Here is a 17,879-nt window from a genome sequence, read left to right as displayed (position 1 = left end):
CTTGGGCAGATCAACGCCATGCTCAGGGATGGCGGGCAGTGGCAGCCAACCCCCGCCTGATCAAAAGACAGTTGCTCCTACAGTGTCAGATGTCGGCGACGGCCAGCGTCACGCCAGCCAGGCCACCGTGGCGAGGCGGCCGCTGCGGCCGTCGCGCCGGTGCGAGAAGAAGCGCTTCGGGTCCGAGATCGTGCACAGGCCACCGCCGTGGATGTCGGCGTCCGCGAGCCCGGCGGCGCGCAATCGGCGCCGCGCCAGCGCGTACAGGTCCATGCGCCAGTGCCCCGGGCGGGTGGCCACGAAGGCCGCCGCCGCTCCCGGATCCGGACCCACGAAGGCCTCGCGGACCTCAGCGCCGATCTCGTAGGCCTCCGGCCCTGCCGCCGGGCCCAGCCAGGCGAGCAGCCCGTCCGCCGGCACGGGCATCGCGGCGACGGTCGCCTCGAGCACGCCCGCGGCCAGCCCGCGCCAGCCCGCATGGGCCACGCCGATTGCGCTGCCGTCGCGCGCGGCGAACACCACCGGAAGGCAGTCGGCGGTCAGCACGGCGAGCACCGCGCCGCGGACCGTCGTCACCGCGGCGTCGGCCTCGGGCTCGGCGGCCATGCGCCGGCGCTCGGTGGTGGCGTCGCCTTCGGGCAGCGCTTCGTCGACGCGCAGCACGCCGGTGCCGTGGACCTGGCGCAGCCAGTGCGGCGCCGAAGGCAGCCCGGCGCGCAGCGTGAACTCGGCGCGGTTGGCGGCCACGACGATCGGGTCGTCGCCGGCCTCTCCGCGCGCGTTGCCGAGGTTGAAGCGGGCGAAGGGCAGCATCGAGGCACCTGCGCCATGGCGCAGGGTCGCCAGCGCGTGCACGCCGGGCGGCGCCGGCCAGTCCGCCTCGAGCCAGGCCCGGCGCATCGCACCCGCACCCGCACCGCCACCGTCGGCCATCGCGCCCGCATTGGCGCGGCCGGTCGGCCCGGGCCCGGCGCCGTCCGTGCTCATCGCCGCGCCCCGGTGCCAGTGACCGCGTGCGCGGCGGCGTCGGTGCGCAGCTCGCGCAGCAGCGCCTGCAGGTCTTCGGGCAGCGGCGCCTCGCAGCGCACCGGTTCGCCGGTCGCCGGGTGCGCGAACTCCAGCACCTGCGCATGCAGCGCCTGGCGCTTGAAGCCGCGCAGCGCCGCGGCCAGCTCGTCGGACGCGCCGCGCGGCAGCTTCAGCGGCCCGCCATACAGCGGGTCGCCGACGATCGGATGCTTCAGGTGCGCCATGTGCACGCGGATCTGGTGCGTGCGCCCGGTTTCCAGCCGGCACTCGAGCGCGGTATGCGCGCGGAAGCGTTCCTGCAGGCGGTAGTGGGTCGTGGCCTCGCGGCCGTCATCGCGCACGGCCATGCGCAGGCGGTCGCGCGGATGGCGGTCGATCGGCGCGGCCACCGTGCCGCCGGACACCAGCGCGCCCACCACCACGGCCAGGTACTGCCGGTGCACCTCGCGCGCGGACAGCTGGGCCACCAGCGCGGCCTGCGCCTGCAGGGTGCGGGCGACGACCATCACGCCCGAGGTGTCCTTGTCGAGGCGGTGCACGATGCCGGCGCGCGGCACCGCGGCAATGGCCGGATCGCGGAACAGCAGGGCGTTGACCAGGGTCCCGGTGTGGTTGCCGGCGCCCGGGTGCACGACCAGGCCCGCGGGCTTGTCGATCACCAGGACCTCGGCGTCCTCGTACAGCACCGACAGCGGGATGTCCTCGGGGCCGGCGCTGACCTGGGGTTCCAGGGTGGCGGTGAGCACCACCTCCTGCCCGCCGCGCACGGCTTCGCGCGGGCGCACGGTGGCGCCGTCCAGCAGCACGTCGCCGGATTTCACCCAGGCCGACAGCCGCGATCGCGAGTATTCGGGAAACAGCTCCGCCAGCACGGCGTCGAAGCGGCGCCCGGCCAGGGCGTCCGGCACCCGGGCCGAACGGGGGGCGTCGGGGGCGGCGTCCGTCGCGTCGCTGGCGTCGGTGTCGTGGTCGTCGGTCATGGGGCTGGGTCCGGTTCAGGCGAGGCCGCTGGCCGCGCGGGGCTGGCTGCTATTATCCCCGCTCCACGCCATCCCCGTCCCGGACGCACCATGACCCGAAGCCCCACCCTGTTCCGCCGCGCCCTGCTGCTCGTGCTGCTGGCGGCACTCGCGACCTCTGGCTGCGCGCGGATGAAGGGCGCGTTCAAGGACGAGGATGCCAACGAGGGCGTGGCCGTCGAGGAGCTGTACGACCGTGGCCACGCGCTGATGCGCAAGGGCAACTGGAGCGGCGCCACCACCGTCTACCGCCGCCTGGTGGCGCAGTACCCGTACGGCACGCACACCGAGCAGGCGCTGATGGAAACCGCCTACGCCCAGTACAAGATGGGCCGCCACGACGATGCGGTGTCGACCATCGACCGCTTCATCCGCACCTACCCCACGCACCGCCACGTGCCCTACATGTACTACCTGCGCGGCCTGGTGAACTCGAGCCGCGACACGGTGTTCCTGCAGCGCGCCTGGAACCTCGACGCCAGCCGCCGCGACCTGGCCACGCCGATGCAGGGCTACAACGACCTGCGCACCGTGACCGAGCGCTACCCCAACAGCCGCTACGCCGCCGACGCCGCCAACCGCATGATCGCGCTGCGCAACATGTTCGCCCGCCACGAGATCGAGACCGCGCTGTACTACATGCGCCGCGAGGCCTGGGTGGGCGCCACCGAGCGCGCGCGCTACCTGCTCGAGACCTACCCGCAGAGCGAGTACCAGAACGACGCCGTCGCCGTGCTCGCCGCCGCCTACACCGAACTCGGCAACGAGACCCTGGCCGCCGACGCCCGCCGCGTGCTCCAGCTCAACGAGCCCGACCATCCTTACCTCACGGGCGAATGGCCGGACTACCCGTGGACTATCCGCAAGCTGAACCCGTTCGCGCCCGAGAAGACCGCGATCCAGTAGCCGCACCGCGGAAGCAGTCCGCAGGAGAAGCTGCGGGGAGATCGACGAGTCCTGTAGGCGCGGGATCTACGAGCCCTGCAGGAGCGGCTATAGCCGCGACCACCAGCTGCGACCCGAACCCGGCACCAGGAGCTGGTCGCAGCTGTAGCTGCTCCTACAGGGGGGCTACGAGTCCTGCGGTCGCGGCTATAGCCGCTCCCACAGCGTGGCCGCTCAGTGGGGATAGCGGTTGGTGATGGGATAGCGGCGCTCGCGGCCGAAGGCGCGGCGGGAGATCTTGGGGCCGGGCGCCGACTGCTGGCGCTTCCATTCGCTGTTGCGCACCAGCTTCACCACGCGGTCGACGACGGCGGCGTCGAAGCCCGCGGCGCGGACCTCTTCAGCCGACTGCTCCTGGTCGACGAAGCGCAGCAGGATCGCATCCAGCACGTCGTAGGGCGGCAGCGAATCCTGGTCGAGCTGGTTGGCGCGCAGCTCCGCCGACGGCGGCCGCGCGATCACCGCCGGCGGGATCACCGGCGCCCCGCCCACGGTGTTGCGCCACTTCGACAGCCCGTAGACCTCGGTCTTGTACAGGTCCTTGATCGGCGCGTAGGCACCGCACATGTCGCCATAGATCGTGGCGTAGCCCACCGCGTACTCGCTCTTGTTGCCGGTGGTCAACACCAGGCCGCCGAGCTTGTTCGACAGCGCCATCAGGATCACCCCGCGCGCGCGCGACTGCAGGTTCTCCTCGGTCACGTCGACCTCGCGGCCTTCGAAGGCCTCGCCCAGGCTGCCGAGCAGGCCTTCGAACGCCGGCTCGACCGGCACCGTCAGCATCTCCACGCCCAGCGCGCGGCACTGTTCGGCGGCCAGGTCGTTGCTGAGGTTGGCGGTGTAGCGGGACGGCATGCGCACGGCGGTGACGTTCTCCGCACCCAGTGCCTCGACCGCCATCGCCAGCACGATGGACGAGTCGATGCCGCCCGACAGGCCCAGCCAGGCGCGCCGGAAGCCGTTCTTGCCGAAGTAGTCGCGGATTCCGCGCACCACCGCGCGCCAGGCCAGGGCGTCCATGCTCTCGTCGCCGTCGTCCATCCAGACGACCGGCGTGAACGCGCGGCTGGCCGCGTCGTAGTCCACCACCAGCCACTGGTCGGTGAAGGCCGCCGCGGCCGGATGCACCGTGCCGTCGCCGTCGGCGACCACCGACGCGCCGTCGAACACCAGCGCGTCCTGCCCGCCCACCACGTTGAGATAGGCCAGCGCCGCGCCGGTGTCGCGCGTGTGCGCGGCGATCATCGCGTCGCGCTGCGCGTGCTTGCCGCGCTCGAAGGGCGAGGCATTGGGCACCAGCACCAGCTGCGCGCCCTGCGCGACGGTGTCGGCGATCGGCTCGGCGAACCACAGGTCCTCGCAGACCAGCAGGCCCACCGGCACGCCCTTGACCTCGAACACGCAGCTGCCGCCGTCGGGATCGACGTGGAAGTAGCGGCGCTCGTCGAAGACGTTGTAGTTGGGCAGCTCGCGCTTGCGGTAGGTGCGCTCGATGCGCCCGTCGCGCAGCACGCTGGCGGAGTTGTAGAGCACGCTGCCGGCCGACTCCGGCCAGCCGACGATGGCGACGATGCCGGTGGCGGCGTCTGCGATGGTGCGCAGCGCCTGCTCGCAGTCGGCCAGGAACTGCGGCCGCATCAGCAGGTCCTCGGGCGGATAGCCGCTGATCGCGAGCTCGGGGAACACCACGATGTCGGCGCCGTACTCGTCGCGCGCCTCGCCGATCATCGCCGCGATGCGCTTCGTGTTGCCGGCGACATCACCCACCGGGAAGTCGAACTGGGCCAGGGCGATGCGAAGCGATTCGGTCATGTCAGATTCCATGCGTCAGCATGTCGAGGGCGGCAAGGATGGCAGACCTTTCGTGGGACAGGTCGGCGACCTGCCTCCCCAGCATGCTCACCGGCACGCCCATGATCTGCGCCGTATCCATCACCAGCTGCTCTTCATCCACCAGCAACCGCGGCATCAGGCGCTCGATCACCCCGCCGACGCGCTCGATCGCCACCAGCGGCACGACCACACGCGATCCCGCGGTCTCGATCAGATCACTCTGCACGTCCAACAGATACGGAATCCGCTTCCTGGAGACAACATCTGCGTTGGCGTAGGCGACGAACTGGCTCATTCAGCCGTCCTGGACAGGAAGGCACGCACGTGGTCGCTCAGCATGCCGTCACGCTCGATGCGCTCGTTGTACGCCGCGATCGCCTCGCGGTTGTCCTCCAGCCACTTCTCGCGCCTGCGCGCCCGCACCTCGGCGTCGAGCGCCTTCTCCAGGGTGGCGGACAGGTTGATGTCGAGCGCCCGCGCGGCCTCCAGCAGGCCCTCGTTGATGCTGACGTTGGTGGCGCGCTTGCCGTAGGCGGCGTACTCGTCGCGGATGCGCATTGCGGCGTCCTCCATGGAGTGCGCATTGATCATGCGCATCATGCATCACCCTGTCAAACATGCCGTCCACGGAAAAGGCCGCCCGGAGGCGGCCTTCCCTGTCACGCATGTCCTGTAGGAGCAGCTATAGCTGCGACCGGACGCTGCAGGTCGCAGCCATAGCTGCTCCTACAGAAGGGGCCGGTACAGGAGGAGGGCGGTGGTCAGCCAGCCAGGCGCTTGGCGATCGCGGCACCCAGGTCGCCCGGCGAACGGACGGTGGTGACGCCGGCCTTCTCCATCGCGGCGAACTTGCCTTCGGCCGTACCCGATCCGCCCGAAGCGATCGCGCCGGCGTGGCCCATGCGCTTGCCCTTCGGGGCGCTCGCACCGGCGATGAAGCCCACCACCGGCTTGGTCACGTACTCGGCGATGAACTCGGCCGCTTCCTCCTCGGCCGAACCGCCGATCTCGCCGACCATGATGATGCCCTCGGTCTGCTCGTCGTCCTGGAACAGCTTCAGGCAGTCGATGAAGTTCAGGCCGTTGATCGGGTCGCCGCCGATGCCGATCACCGTCGACTGGCCGAGGCCGGCGTCGGTGGTCTGCTTGACGGCTTCATAGGTCAGCGTGCCCGAGCGCGACACGATCGCGACCTTGCCCGGCTTGTGGATGTGGCCCGGCATGATGCCGATCTTGCACTCGCCCGGGGTGATGATGCCGGGGCAGTTCGGGCCCACCAGCACGGTCTCCGGATAGGTGTGCACCAGGGTCTTCTTGACGCGCAGCATGTCGAGCACCGGGATGCCCTCGGTGATGCATACGATGACCTGGATGCCGGCCTCGGCCGCTTCCAGGATCGCGTCGGCCGCGAACGGCGGCGGCACGTAGATCACCGACGCGTTGGCGCCGGTCCCGCTGACGGCATCGGCCACGGTGTTGAAGACCGGCAGGCCCAGGTGCTCGGTGCCGCCCTTGCCCGGGGTGACGCCGCCGACGACCTTGGTGCCGTACTCCAGCATCTGCTCGGCGTGGAAGGTGCCCTGCTGGCCGGTGAAGCCCTGCACGATCACCTTGGTGTCTTTGTTGACGAGAACGCTCATTGGATTCCTCGATGGTCTCTTTCACCGCCCTGGCCCTGCAGGAGCAGCTACAGCTGCGACCTGCCTGGACCTGGGCGACCTGCGGGTCGCAGCTGTAGCTGCTCCTACAGGGAAGATAGGGGGTGTGTGGGGGCTCAGGCGGCCTTGGCCGCTTCGACAGCCTTGCGGGCACCGTCGTTGATGTTGTCGGCGGGGGTGATCGCCAGGCCGGAGTTCTTCAACAGCTCCTTGCCCGCGTCCACGTTGGTGCCCTCGAGGCGCACCACCACCGGCACCTTGACGTCCACTTCCTTCACCGCTGCGATGATGCCCTCCGCGATCATGTCGCAGCGCACGATGCCGCCGAAGATGTTGACGAAGATCGCCTTCACGTCATCGGACGAGAGGATCAGCTTGAACGCCTCGGTCACGCGCTCCTTGGTGGCGCCGCCGCCGACGTCGAGGAAGTTGGCCGGCGAGCCGCCTTCCAGCTGGATCACGTCCATCGTCGCCATCGCCAGGCCCGCGCCGTTGACCATGCAGCCGATATTGCCGTCCATGGTCACGTAGTTCAGGTCGTGCTGGCTGGCCTTGACCTCGGTCTCGTCCTCCTGGCGGATGTCGCGCATCGCGACCAGCTCCGGGTGGCGGAACGCGGCGTTGTCGTCGGAGTCGACCTTGCCGTCGAGCACGGCCAGGTTGCCGTCGGTGAGGATGGCCAGCGGGTTCAGCTCGACCAGCGCCAGGTCCTTCTCGTTGAACAGCTTGTACAGGCCCATCATGATCTTCGTCAGCTGGTTGACCTGCTTGCCGGTCAGGCCCAGCGCGAAGCCGATGTCGCGGCACTGGTAGGGCTGCAGGCCCTGGATGAAGTTGACGTTGAGCGACTGGATCTTCTCCGGCGTCTCGGCGGCCACCTGCTCGATGTCCATGCCGCCTTCGCTGGAGGCGATGAAGGTGATCGACTGCGTGGAACGGTCGACCAGCACCGACAGGTACAGCTCCTTGTCGATGTCGGTGGCCTGGGTCACCAGCACCGAGTCGATCGGCAGCTCGATGCCGGCGGTCTGGTAGGTCGCCATCTTCTTGCCGAGCATGCCCTTGGCGTGCTCGCGCACGTCGTCGAGCGAGCGGCACAGCTTCACGCCGCCGGCCTTGCCGCGGCCGCCGGCGTGGATCTGGGCCTTGACCACCCAGAAGTCGCCACCGATGGCCTTGGCGGCGTCGACCGCCTCTTCGGGGGTGCGGGCAACGCGCCCGGCGGGAACTGCAATGCCGTAATCGGCGAAGAGCTGCTTCGCCTGGTACTCGTGGAAGTTCATGTGGGGTCCGTCGTGGGAAAGTGGGACACAGCGCCAGCCATTATAGTGCCCCGACGCCCCCGGAGCCCGCCCGTGCCCCCAGACACCCCCGATCGCGCCATGCGGCGCGAGCTGTACCTGCTGGCCCTGTACCGGACGCTCGAGGCCGCGATGCTCGCGCTGGCGGTGTTCGGCCCGCTGAAGGGCGCGTTCGGCGGCGAGGCCCGCGACCCTGCGCTGGCCACCGCCGTGGCCGCCACCTACCTGGTCGCCGCGGCGGTGCTGCTGCTGCTGTCGGGGCGCAGATCGGTGCCGCTGGCCTCGCACGTCGTGGTGGGCGTCCTCATCGACATCATCGTGGCCACCCTGGCCACCCACGCCCTGCCCTTCGCCGGGCCCGGCATCGCGATGATGCTGCTGTTCAACATCGGCGCCGCCGCCCTGCTGCTGCCGCTGCACCTGGGCCTGGCCGCGGCCGCGCTGGCCTCGGGCGCGCTGGTGGCCCAGTACGTCCTGGTGCTGGCCGATGGCAACACGCTGCGCGAGCGCCCGCTGGCCGAGGTGCTGATGTTTTCGGTCAGCTACCTGGCCATGGCCACGCTGACCAACCTGCTCGGCCGCGACATGCGCGAAAGCCGCGACCTCGCGCACCGGCGCGGCGCCGAGGCCGCAAACCTGGCCGAGGTCAACGAACTGATCATCCGCCGCATGCGCGTGGGCGTGCTGATGGTCGACGGCGCCGGCCGCATCCGCATGGCCAACGAGGCCGCGCGCATCCTGCTGGGCGAAGCCGGCCCCGACCCCGAGGCCACCCCGCGCACCCTGCCTCAGATCTCCCCGGCGCTGGCCATGCGCGTGGCCGAATGGCGCCGCAGCGGCCAGGCCGACGACACCGCACTCACCATCGGCGACGACGGGAACGAAGTGCTGCCGCGCTTCACCCGCCTGCTGGCGACCGACGACACCACCCTGATCTTCCTCGACGACACCGCCCTGGTCTCCCGCCGCGCCGAGTCCCTGACCCTGGCCGCCATGGGCCGGTTCTCCGCCAGTCTCGCCCACGAGATCCGCAACCCGCTGGCCGCGATCAGCTACGCCACCCAGCTGCTGGAGGAATCGCGCGACATCGGCGACAGCGACCGCCGCCTGCTGCAGATCGTCCACCAGCAGTGCATGCGCACCAACGCCATCGTCGAGAGCGTGCTGGGCCTGGCACGGCGCGAGCGCGCCCAGCCCGAACAGGTCGACCTGGTCGGCCTGGTGCGGGCCTTCATCGCCGACTACCGCCAGACCTGCCCGGAGGAGAACGCGAGCATCCGCCAGGGCGGCCAGCTGCCGGAAGTGCCGGCCATGGTCGACCCGCGCCACTTGCACCAGGTCCTGACCTCGCTGGCCAACAACGCCGTGCGCCACGGCCACCAGCCGGGCGAGCCGGCGCGGATCACGATCCACGTCGACGTGCTGGACGGCCGCCCGGTGATCGAGATCACCGACCGCGGCCCCGGCATCCCGGACGCCGTGAGCCACCAGCTGTTCCGGCCGTTCTTCACCACCTCCGAGCAGGGCACCGGCCTGGGGCTCTACATCGCCCACGAGCTCTGCCGCGCCAACGACGGCCGGCTGGAATACGTCTCCGTCCCGGGCGGCGGCGCCTGCTTCCGCATCACCCTGCGCGGCGGCTCCGTCATGCTGGGGTGACCTGTAGGAGCAGCTATAGCTGCGATTGCGAGGGGCCATGGCCAGGGCGATCGCAGCTGTAGCTGCTCCTACAGGGGACGGTCCGGCACCCGTCGGCCTTTGACACTCGTCACAGTCTCGTGAAAAGTGCCAAAATTGGTCACCCGGACCGGAAGCCAGCCCTTTCTGCCATGACCGAAGCCCGCAGCGCCCTCATCGTCGACGACGAGCACGACATCCGCGAGCTCCTGGTCCTGACCCTCGGCCGCATGGGCCTGCGCACCGACACCGCCTCCAGCCTGGGCACCGCCCGGCAGATGCTGGCGGGCAACAAGTACGACCTGTGCCTGACCGACATGCGCCTGCCCGACGGCTCCGGCCTCGAGCTGGTCAGCGACATCACCACCCGCTTCCCCGAGACCCCCGTGGCGATGATCACCGCCTACGGCAACGTCGAAGCCGCGGTCGAAGCCCTGAAGGCCGGCGCCTTCGACTTCGTCTCCAAGCCGGTGGACATCAACGTGCTGCGCGGCCTGGTGCGCCAGGCGCTGGAGCTCAACACCCACCGCCAGGCCCGCCCCGACGATGCCGGTCGCCTGCTCGGCGGCTCGCCGGCGATGGTGTCCCTGCGCGACACCATCGCCAAGGTCTCCCGCAGCCAGGCGCCCGTGCACATCAGCGGCGAATCCGGCACCGGCAAGGAACTGGTGGCCCGCACCATCCACGCCCAGGGCTCGCGCGCCAACGGCCCCTTCGTGCCGGTGAACTGCGGCGCCATCCCGAACGAACTGATGGAGAGCGAATTCTTCGGCCACAAGAAGGGCAGCTTCACCGGCGCCCACGCCGACAAGCCCGGCCTGTTCCAGAGCGCCGACGGCGGCACCCTGTTCCTGGACGAAGTCGCCGAGCTGCCGCTGGCGATGCAGGTCAAGCTGCTGCGCGCGATCCAGGAGAAGAAGGTGCGCCCGGTGGGCGCGCAGAACGAGATCGACGTGGACGTGCGCATCCTGTCCGCGACCCACAAGGACCTGGGCGCGCTGGTCAATGGCGGCAGCTTCCGCCACGACCTGTATTACCGCATCAACGTGATCGAGCTGCACGTGCCGGCGCTGCGGGAGCGCGATGGGGACCTGCCGATCCTGTCGGACGCGATCTTCGCCCGGCTGGCGCAGGCGATGCACCGCGCCACGCCCAGGCTGGGTCCGGACGCCCTCGCCGCGCTGGACGCCTACGCCTTCCCGGGCAACGTGCGCGAACTGGAGAACATCCTCGAGCGCGCGATGGCGATGGCCGACGGCGACACCATCACCGCCGCCGACCTGCGGCTTCCCGGCGGCAGCGTCATCACCAGCCCCGCGCGCGCCGTGCCGATGCCGGGTGCGACACCCGGCGCCGCCGCCAACCCGGCCAGCCTCAACCCGCGCGAGACCGCCTCCAGCGCCCTGCCCTCGTACATCGAGGAGATCGAGCGCGCCGCGATCCAGCAGGCGCTGCAGGAGAGCAAATACAACAAGACCAAGGCGGCGGCGGCGCTGGGGATCACCTTCAGGGCGCTGCGGTACAAGCTGAAGAAGCTCGGGATCGACTGAGCTTCAAAGAGTACGATGTCGCCATGTCCACGGCGCCGCCCCGACTTCGCGAAGTCCTCGAGAAGCACCCGCACATCCGGCAAGCCCTCGTGTTCGGCTCGGTGGCGTCGGGTCGCGCGCATCCGGGCAGCGACCTGGATATCGCAGTGGAAGCGGACCACCCGCTCGATGCCCGGGAGAAAGCCCGGCTCATCGAGGCCTTCGCCGCCGCCACCGGCCGGCCGGTGGACCTGATCGACCTGAAGACCGCAAGCGGCCCGCTGCTTGCCCAGATCCTGAGGCACGGCCAACGCATCCTTGGCACCAGCTCCGACCACGCCGAGCTGATCCGCCGCCATCTGTTCGACACCGCGGACTTCCAGCCCTACGTCGACCGCATGCTGCGCGAGCGGAGACAGGCATGGATCGGCTGATCGTCGAACGCAAGCTCGACTCCCTTCAGCGCTGCCTGGCACGCATCGCCAGCCGACGCCCGCCGGACGTGGAAACCCTGGAAGCCGACATCGACCTCCAGGACGTGCTGGTGCTCAACCTCAGCCGCGCCGTCCAGGTCTGCGTGGACCTTGCCGCGCACCTGCTTTCCGACCTGTCCCTGCCGCCACCCGAGAACATGGGTGCGGCTTTCGACCGGCTGGCGCAGGCCGGGATCCTGGACAACGACCTGTCACTGCGGATGAAGAAGGCCGTAGGGTTTCGCAACATCGCCGTGCATGCCTACGACATCATCGATTGGCACATCGTGTTCGCCATCGCGACCGAACGCCTGGTGGATTTCGAGCAGTTCGCGCGGGCCGTGGTGTCAAGGCTGGACGTCCCGTCCGCCTGAGCCCAGCGGGCCGCCAGTATGGCTACAGGTAACGCGTCCAGAGAACCCGGGTGCGCCGCGCCGTCGGATCACTGCCAGGCGACGTGTCCTCGCAGTCCACCAGTCCGCACGGAATTTGCCCCGGCTCGTAAGCGTCCGAGCCACCGGTCAGGTCCAGCGTCGTACTGCCGCCCATCGCCACATTGCTGCCCCCACCCTGCGCTGCGGACACGATCGCACCGCTGACGGTGGTATTGCCGCCGGTGGTGAGCACGTTGCCGGCCAGCACCGAGCCATCGGCCCGCGTGGACGCGCCCAGGCTGATGTCGCCGCCGCTGAAGCCGCCGCCACCCGGTGCATGGCCACCGGCCAGGTAGGCGATGTTGCCCAGCGGCGCGCCCGTCATCGCCCGCGCATCGGTGTCGCACAGGTTGCGCGGCACCAGATCCTTGAAGTCCGGCGCGGCCGAGCCGCCCGACGGAGTCGCGTCGGCGCAGGAGACCTCGTAACCGGCGTAGTTGGGCGACAGGGTGCGATGGCTGCCACTGGTACGGATGTTGCCGGTGGCGATGAAGGTGTTCACGTACACGCCGTTGCCCAACACCAGGTCGCCGTCGAACCAGGCGACCCCGCGCGCCAGGCTCTTGCCGTTGAGTTCCCAGTTGCGGCCGCTGCCGGCCACGCAGCCGTTCTGCGCCGAGTGGCCCTGGCAGATCGTGGCCACCGGCGCCGTGCACACCTCGCCTTTGACGTCGCCGGGACGGCACAGCCAGTCGGGGTAGCGCCGGTTGTTGTCCAGGCGAATGGCGAGCACGTAGCGGCCGTCCGGGATCCCGGACACGCTGGCCACGGTCACCTGGCGCCTGCCGTCCACCACTTCGAACACATAGTTCGCCAGCTCGCGCAGCGGCCACGCATCCACGCGTGCCGACGGCATCACCACCTCGGGCACCTCGTCCACCACCACCTGCTCGACCGGCGTGATCGGTACCGTGTAGCCGGGCACCACCTTCACCGAGTCCACCACGCTGTTGCGGCCGTTGCCACGGATCTGCCCGCCGATGGTGCCGCTCACCGCGACCCATCCCGACACGTCCAGATCGCCCTGCCCTTCCAGGCCGCCGACTCCGCCGTAACCGGTGATGCGCGTCGTGCCCTGCGTGCGCACCCGACCGGCGCCCGCCTTGGACATCTCCACGTCGCCCATGGCCGTGATCGCGCCCACCGTGCCGTAGGCGGCGTGGCGCACGCGCCCGTTCGCCACCGCCTCGTCGACCTCGCCGGCCGGCAGCGACAGCGCCCCCCGCGTGCGCAGCGACGTGCCGCGGTTGCCACCCGAATACTCCACCGGCCCGTTGGCATGCACCCGGTTGGCGCCGCCGCCCTTCCCGGTCCAGTTCACCGGCCCTTCCGAGCGCACCGAGCTGATGTTGACCCCGCCCCCGGTCACCGTCACGCCGGTCTTCGACTCCACCAGGTCGCCGCTGCCGCCGCTGAAGCTCACCCGGCCATTGGCCCGGATCGCCACCGGGCTGGAGCCACCGGACACCGTCACGTTCCCGCGCGCCCGCACCTGCGTCCCGCTGGCGCTGCCGCGCAGCACCACGTTGCCGTTGGAGTGGATATTGCGCACGTGGATGTTGCTGCCGATGGTGGCGTCGCCGGTGGTGCGCAGGGTGTCGATGCCGGTGATCGACGCCGAGTCCAGGGTCGCGTTGCCATCGAGGTTGAACACCGCGCTCTCGCCGCCCTTCACCGTGATGCTGCCGGTCAGGCTGAGGTCGCGATGGATGTTGATGGCCGACACCACGCCGGACGCCGGCGTGCTGCCACTGCCGGCCGCCGGAGCCGCCGCCGGATTGAGCGAAAGACGACACGACGCCGGCGTTGCCCACTCCCTCCCGGGCCAAGTCGTCACCCTGCGGCGCAGTCTCCTGCCGCGCAGAGCGCGTCATGACGCGCAGCGGCGCCAGACCGAACCTGCCACCACCGTCGCAAAACGTGCGTCAATGGTGACAATTATTGTCACTTTGCGCGTCAAATTGCGCCCAGCTTTGTCTGCAACTTCCCGCCAGCGGCAACGGTATCGTGAATCGCGTTGCACATCCGTTCATCCAGCGTCCAGAAACCACAATTGGCACGTAATCTGCATACACTTCCCCTGCACGTGCGACGTCGCACGGCAACAAGCGGGTCCGGAACCCAAGCCGGCTTCGCAGCACGTGAAATTCACTCCACTCCTAGGGGATACACATGAAGAAGCAGCAGGGCTTTACCCTTATCGAACTGATGATCGTGGTTGCGATCATCGCCATCCTGGCGGCGATTGCGCTGCCGGCGTATCAGGACTACACCGTCCGCGCCAAGGTCTCTGAGGCGGTGGTTGCCGCTTCTTCGCCGAAGAGCCTCGTGTCTGAAGCGTTCCAGAGCGACGGCCTCGCCGGCGTAACCGCCGCTGCGACCGAATACAACGGCCGCGCACAGACCGAGAAGGAGAGCAAGATCGTCGACAACATCGTGATCGACGACTCGAACGGCGCCATCACCGTTACTCTTGAGACCGCTACGCAGGCGGGTCTGCCGACAGATGCAGCCGACAAGACGCTGATCTTCACGCCGAACGTGCAGGGCGCGGCTCTTGCTGCGGGCGCGACGGGCGCGATTGACTGGGCTTGCGCTTCGGCGACCAACACCACTGCCACCTCCCGCGGCCTTGTGGTCGCAGGGAATGGCACGCTGCCCGCCAAGTACGCTCCGTCCGAGTGCCGCTGATCCAGCGGAGCTGATTCCAGCTGGCATGCGTGTAACCAGGAGGCTCCGCACTGCGGAGCTTCCTTTTTTCAAGCCTCGCTACATGCACCAACTGTTCGAAGAAGAGGCACTCCAGGGCGGATCATGAGCAGGCAACACGGTTTTACCCTGATTGAGCTGATGATCGTCGTGGCGATCATTGCCATCCTGGCCGCCATTGCGCTGCCCGCATATCAGGATTTCGCCACCCGCGCCAAGATGACCGAGTTGATGGTCGCTGGCTCATCGGCCAAGTCGGAAGTATCCGAAGGCTTCAAGTCCGGCGGGCTGGCCCGTGTCGCGCGGCTCGCCGCCGAGTACAACGCACGGCCGGCCGCGGAAAAGCAGTCCAAATTTGTCGGTGATATCCAGATCGATCCAGCCACCGGCGCAATCACCATCACAAGCGCCGGGGCGACAGCCAGCCTGCCCTCGGATGCCCAGGCACGCACGCTGGTATTCACTCCGAACGTGCAGGGTGCCCAACTGGCGCCCGGCGCAACCGGCGCCCTTGACTGGGCTTGCGCCTCAGCAACGAATACGACAGCCACCAGCCGTGGACTGACCAGTGGTGTCGGCACACTGCCGGCCAAGTACGCACCTGCAGAATGTCGATGAGCGCAGCGCGCCGCACTTGCCCACCTTCGGTAGCAGCGGTTGCCACGTGACGCGGTACAAGGCGTTCGCGATCCATTTCGTCCTGAGCATGCTGGTTGCGGCTGTCGCAAGCGGCGTGCTGCTGGGCTTGTGGTACCCCCCTCCGTACTTCCAGGCTGGCGGGGCGGACACTCTGCTGATCCTGCTTGTAGGCGTGGATGTCGTGCTTGGACCGCTGCTGACCATGATCGTGTTCGACCAGCGCAAGCCTGAACTCAAACGGGATCTGGCCGTCATCGTAGCCCTGCAGCTGTCGGCGCTGGCCTATGGGTTCCACGTCATGCTGCAGTCCCGCCCGGTATTCCTGGTCGCAGCCGTGGACCGCTTCGTTGTAGTGGCCGCCAATGAGCTGGAGCCGGATGATCTGGCTGAGGCCAGCCAGCCCCGGTGGCGCGAGTTGTCCTGGACAGGCCCGGTGCTCGTGGCCGCGGCACTGCCGCACGACGCCAAGCAACGCGAGGAACTCATGTCCTCGGCACTTTCCGGAAAGGACATCGAGAAGTTTCCACGCTACTTCGTCGACTATGAAGAGGCGATTCCAAGCCTTCTTGAGCGCGCAAGACCACTTTCCCAGCTGCGTGCCAAACAGCCGACTCAGGCCCGGCGTATCGACGTATGGCTTCGTCGCACAAAGCAGAGTGAGGATTCCGTGGTCTGGGTGCCACTGGTGGCACGCAGCAAGGACATCACGATGTTGATGGACAAGCACACGGGCATGCCTTTGGATGCACTGTCAGTGCCCCCTTGGTGAAAGGCGGGCGAGTGGCGCATCGCTCGGCTCCAGGTGCGTTAAAGTTTCAAGGCTGGCTCCCAGAGTAGAGGTTGTATGAACGCCATCCCCACCGCCAATCTTGTCGGCATCACCGGCATCGTCCGGCGCTTGGTCCTTGATGGTGTGCTCGACGGAACGTCCGCGCGCGAGGCCTTGGACAAAGCCACAGCGGAGCGGAAACCTGTCGCACAGTATCTCCGCGACCACAAGCTGGTGAGTTCGGCCCAGCTGGCGGCCGCCAATTCCATCGAATTCGGCATGCCGGTATTCGACCCGGCGACGATGGACGGCACCCTGAGCGCCATCAATCTGGTCAGCGAGGAACTGCTGGCCAAGCACCCCATCCTGCCCCTGTTCAAGCGCGGCAACCGCCTGTTCGTGGGCACGCCCGACCCCACCAACACGCACGCCCTGGACGAGGTCAAGTTCCACACCAACCTGGTAGTGGAACCGATCCTGGTGGACGAGGACAAGCTGCGCCGCTGCCTGGAGCTGTGGCAGGACGCCGGCGACACCTTCGGCGACGACCTAGGCGACAGCGACGGCTTGGACAACCTCGACATCACCGGCGGCGAGGACGAGGGCGGGGACTCCGGCGTGGATGCCAAGGGCGACGACACCCCGGTGGTCAAGTTCGTGAACAAGGTCCTGATCGACGCCATCAAGAAGGGCGCCTCGGATATCCACTTCGAGCCCTACGAGAACGACTACCGAGTCCGACTGCGCATCGACGGCATCCTGAAACAGACTGCAAAGATGCCGGTCAAGCTCAATCAACGTCTCACGGCCCGCCTGAAGGTCATGGCCCAGTTGGACATCGCCGAGAAGCGCGTGCCGCAGGACGGCCGCATCAAGCTCAACCTTTCCAAGACCAAGCAGATCGACTTCCGCGTCAGTACCTTGCCGACGCTGTTCGGCGAAAAGGTGGTGTTGCGTATCCTCGACGGCAGCGCGGCCAAGCTCGGCATCGACAAGCTGGGCTACGAGCCCGACCAGCAACAGCTGTTCCTGGACGCCATCCACAAGCCCTATGGGATGGTGCTGGTGACCGGCCCCACCGGCTCCGGCAAAACCGTGAGCCTGTACACGGCGCTGGGCATCCTGAACGACGAGACCCGCAACATCTCCACCGCCGAAGACCCGGTGGAAATCCGCCTGCCCGGCGTGAACCAGGTCCAGCAGAACGTGAAGCGGGGCATGACCTTCGCCGCCGCCCTGCGCAGTTTCCTGCGCCAGGACCCGGACATCATCATGGTCGGCGAAATCCGCGACCTGGAAACCGCCGAGATCGCCATCAAGGCCGCGCAGACCGGCCACATGGTGCTGTCCACGCTGCACACCAACGACGCCCCGCAGACCATCGCACGCCTGATGAACATGGGCATCGCGCCCTACAACATCACCAGTTCCGTGACCCTGGTGATCGCCCAGCGCTTGTGCCGGCGGCTCTGCCCCAAATGCAAGCGGCCGGCCGAGCTGCCGGACAACGCCCTGCTGGCGGAGGGCTTCACCGCCGACGAGGTGCACCAGGGCTTCACGGTTTACGAGGCCGTGGGTTGTGACGACTGCACCGGCGGCTACAAGGGCCGGGTGGGCATCTATCAGGTCATGCCCATGGCCGAGGAGATCCAGGAGATCATCCTGGAGGGCGGCAATGCACTGCAGATCTCCGAAGTAGCGCAGAAGGCCGGTGTCCGGGACCTCCGCCAGTCGGCCCTGCTCAAGGTCAAGAACGGCCTGACCAGCCTCGCCGAGATCAACCGCGTAACGGTGGACTGACTTTTCGGGTCGGAAACTGCCAGAATCCGGCAACCCATCACATCCGGAAATTTCACTTTCCGGC

Annotated in this window: 17 protein-coding genes; 9 read left to right on the top strand and 8 right to left on the bottom strand. The window is 68.5% G+C overall.

The window, feature by feature from the left end; translation table 11 throughout:
- Positions 1-108 precede the first annotated feature (108 nt).
- Positions 109-933: a peptidoglycan editing factor PgeF gene (gene pgeF / locus IE168_RS12475; RefSeq protein WP_189498733.1), complete on the bottom strand. Its 825-nt coding sequence runs from the start codon at positions 931-933 to the stop codon at positions 109-111.
- Between the two features lie 50 nt (positions 934-983).
- The gene (rluD, locus tag IE168_RS12470) at positions 984-2,009 is read right to left on the bottom strand and encodes a 23S rRNA pseudouridine(1911/1915/1917) synthase RluD (RefSeq protein ID WP_189498709.1); all 1,026 of its coding nucleotides are present in this window, start codon (positions 2,007-2,009) and stop codon (positions 984-986) included.
- Between the two features lie 90 nt (positions 2,010-2,099).
- Here rluD and IE168_RS12465 point away from each other — a divergent pair, with 90 nt between their 5' ends.
- Entirely contained in the window at positions 2,100-2,954 is an 855-nt protein-coding gene (locus IE168_RS12465; RefSeq protein ID WP_189498707.1) for an outer membrane protein assembly factor BamD, read from the top strand.
- A gap of 213 nt (positions 2,955-3,167) precedes the next feature.
- Here IE168_RS12465 and IE168_RS12460 read toward each other — a convergent pair whose 3' ends face one another.
- From IE168_RS12460 to sucC, 5 genes are all read right to left on the bottom strand, one after another.
- A complete protein-coding gene (locus IE168_RS12460) occupies positions 3,168-4,805 on the bottom strand; it encodes an NAD+ synthase (RefSeq protein WP_189498705.1) in 1,638 nt (545 codons plus the stop codon).
- Position 4,806: 1 nt separating this feature from the next.
- Entirely contained in the window at positions 4,807-5,121 is a 315-nt protein-coding gene (locus tag IE168_RS12455) for a CcdB family protein (protein ID WP_189498703.1), read from the bottom strand.
- Positions 5,118-5,417: a type II toxin-antitoxin system CcdA family antitoxin gene (locus IE168_RS12450; RefSeq protein ID WP_229823507.1), complete on the bottom strand. Its 300-nt coding sequence runs from the start codon at positions 5,415-5,417 to the stop codon at positions 5,118-5,120. The genes IE168_RS12455 and IE168_RS12450 overlap by 4 nt, the downstream gene beginning before the upstream one ends.
- Before the next feature lie 170 nt (positions 5,418-5,587).
- A complete protein-coding gene (gene sucD / locus IE168_RS12445) occupies positions 5,588-6,466 on the bottom strand; it encodes a succinate--CoA ligase subunit alpha (protein WP_189498701.1) in 879 nt (292 codons plus the stop codon).
- Between the two features lie 134 nt (positions 6,467-6,600).
- Positions 6,601-7,767 (bottom strand): ADP-forming succinate--CoA ligase subunit beta, encoded by a 1,167-nt coding sequence (sucC, locus tag IE168_RS12440; RefSeq protein WP_189498699.1) that lies wholly within the window; start codon positions 7,765-7,767, stop codon positions 6,601-6,603.
- Positions 7,768-7,866: 99 nt separating this feature from the next.
- On the opposite strand from sucC, the gene IE168_RS12435 reads away from it, so the two are divergent.
- The 4 genes from IE168_RS12435 (at position 7,867) to hepT (ending at position 11,838) form a co-directional block, all read left to right on the top strand.
- Positions 7,867-9,444, top strand: a complete 1,578-nt coding sequence (locus tag IE168_RS12435; protein WP_189498729.1) for a sensor histidine kinase — start codon at positions 7,867-7,869, stop codon at positions 9,442-9,444.
- Positions 9,445-9,614: 170 nt separating this feature from the next.
- On the top strand, positions 9,615-11,012 hold the full coding sequence (locus IE168_RS12430; protein WP_189498697.1) for a sigma-54-dependent transcriptional regulator: 1,398 nt from the start codon (positions 9,615-9,617) through the stop codon (positions 11,010-11,012).
- 23 nt (positions 11,013-11,035) lie between these two features.
- Positions 11,036-11,425: a type VII toxin-antitoxin system MntA family adenylyltransferase antitoxin gene (gene mntA, locus IE168_RS12425; RefSeq protein ID WP_189498694.1), complete on the top strand. Its 390-nt coding sequence runs from the start codon at positions 11,036-11,038 to the stop codon at positions 11,423-11,425.
- Entirely contained in the window at positions 11,413-11,838 is a 426-nt protein-coding gene (gene hepT / locus IE168_RS12420) for a type VII toxin-antitoxin system HepT family RNase toxin (protein ID WP_189498692.1), read from the top strand. The genes mntA and hepT overlap by 13 nt, the downstream gene beginning before the upstream one ends.
- A gap of 22 nt (positions 11,839-11,860) precedes the next feature.
- On the opposite strand, the gene IE168_RS12415 is transcribed toward hepT, so the two are convergent.
- The gene (locus tag IE168_RS12415; protein WP_189498691.1) at positions 11,861-13,735 is read right to left on the bottom strand and encodes a hypothetical protein; all 1,875 of its coding nucleotides are present in this window, start codon (positions 13,733-13,735) and stop codon (positions 11,861-11,863) included.
- A gap of 335 nt (positions 13,736-14,070) precedes the next feature.
- Between IE168_RS12415 and IE168_RS12410 the strand changes: the two genes are divergently transcribed.
- The 4 genes from IE168_RS12410 (at position 14,071) to pilB (ending at position 17,815) form a co-directional block, all read left to right on the top strand.
- Positions 14,071-14,589, top strand: coding sequence for a pilin (locus IE168_RS12410; RefSeq protein ID WP_189498689.1), 519 nt, complete (start codon positions 14,071-14,073; stop codon positions 14,587-14,589).
- Between the two features lie 123 nt (positions 14,590-14,712).
- On the top strand, positions 14,713-15,225 hold the full coding sequence (locus IE168_RS12405) for a pilin (RefSeq protein WP_189498687.1): 513 nt from the start codon (positions 14,713-14,715) through the stop codon (positions 15,223-15,225).
- 46 nt (positions 15,226-15,271) lie between these two features.
- Complete coding sequence (gene tfpZ, locus IE168_RS12400; RefSeq protein ID WP_189498685.1) at positions 15,272-16,015, top strand: TfpX/TfpZ family type IV pilin accessory protein; 744 nt, start codon at positions 15,272-15,274, stop codon at positions 16,013-16,015.
- 75 nt (positions 16,016-16,090) lie between these two features.
- Positions 16,091-17,815, top strand: coding sequence for a type IV-A pilus assembly ATPase PilB (gene pilB / locus IE168_RS12395; protein ID WP_189498683.1), 1,725 nt, complete (start codon positions 16,091-16,093; stop codon positions 17,813-17,815).
- The last annotated feature ends 64 nt before the right edge of the window (positions 17,816-17,879 follow it).

This window comes from Luteimonas padinae, assembly GCF_014652935.1.
In the GTDB taxonomy this organism is placed as follows: domain Bacteria; phylum Pseudomonadota; class Gammaproteobacteria; order Xanthomonadales; family Xanthomonadaceae; genus Luteimonas; species Luteimonas padinae.
Note: the sequence above shows the minus strand (reverse complement) of the source record. Positions and strands in the feature narration are given on the sequence as shown.

What these genes read in the sequence shown, in the direction of transcription:
- pgeF (WP_189498733.1), bottom strand. Translation starts at nt 933, where the DNA reads ATGGCCGACGGTGGCGGTGCGGGTGCGGGTGCGATGCGCCGGGCCTGG.
- rluD (WP_189498709.1), bottom strand. Translation starts at nt 2,009, where the DNA reads ATGACCGACGACCACGACACCGACGCCAGCGACGCGACGGACGCCGCC.
- IE168_RS12465 (WP_189498707.1), top strand. Translation starts at nt 2,100, where the DNA reads ATGACCCGAAGCCCCACCCTGTTCCGCCGCGCCCTGCTGCTCGTGCTG.
- IE168_RS12460 (WP_189498705.1), bottom strand. Translation starts at nt 4,805, where the DNA reads ATGACCGAATCGCTTCGCATCGCCCTGGCCCAGTTCGACTTCCCGGTG.
- IE168_RS12455 (WP_189498703.1), bottom strand. Translation starts at nt 5,121, where the DNA reads ATGAGCCAGTTCGTCGCCTACGCCAACGCAGATGTTGTCTCCAGGAAG.
- IE168_RS12450 (WP_229823507.1), bottom strand. Translation starts at nt 5,417, where the DNA reads ATGATCAATGCGCACTCCATGGAGGACGCCGCAATGCGCATCCGCGAC.
- sucD (WP_189498701.1), bottom strand. Translation starts at nt 6,466, where the DNA reads ATGAGCGTTCTCGTCAACAAAGACACCAAGGTGATCGTGCAGGGCTTC.
- sucC (WP_189498699.1), bottom strand. Translation starts at nt 7,767, where the DNA reads ATGAACTTCCACGAGTACCAGGCGAAGCAGCTCTTCGCCGATTACGGC.
- IE168_RS12435 (WP_189498729.1), top strand. Translation starts at nt 7,867, where the DNA reads ATGCGGCGCGAGCTGTACCTGCTGGCCCTGTACCGGACGCTCGAGGCC.
- IE168_RS12430 (WP_189498697.1), top strand. Translation starts at nt 9,615, where the DNA reads ATGACCGAAGCCCGCAGCGCCCTCATCGTCGACGACGAGCACGACATC.
- mntA (WP_189498694.1), top strand. Translation starts at nt 11,036, where the DNA reads ATGTCCACGGCGCCGCCCCGACTTCGCGAAGTCCTCGAGAAGCACCCG.
- hepT (WP_189498692.1), top strand. Translation starts at nt 11,413, where the DNA reads ATGGATCGGCTGATCGTCGAACGCAAGCTCGACTCCCTTCAGCGCTGC.
- IE168_RS12410 (WP_189498689.1), top strand. Translation starts at nt 14,071, where the DNA reads ATGAAGAAGCAGCAGGGCTTTACCCTTATCGAACTGATGATCGTGGTT.
- IE168_RS12405 (WP_189498687.1), top strand. Translation starts at nt 14,713, where the DNA reads ATGAGCAGGCAACACGGTTTTACCCTGATTGAGCTGATGATCGTCGTG.
- pilB (WP_189498683.1), top strand. Translation starts at nt 16,091, where the DNA reads ATGAACGCCATCCCCACCGCCAATCTTGTCGGCATCACCGGCATCGTC.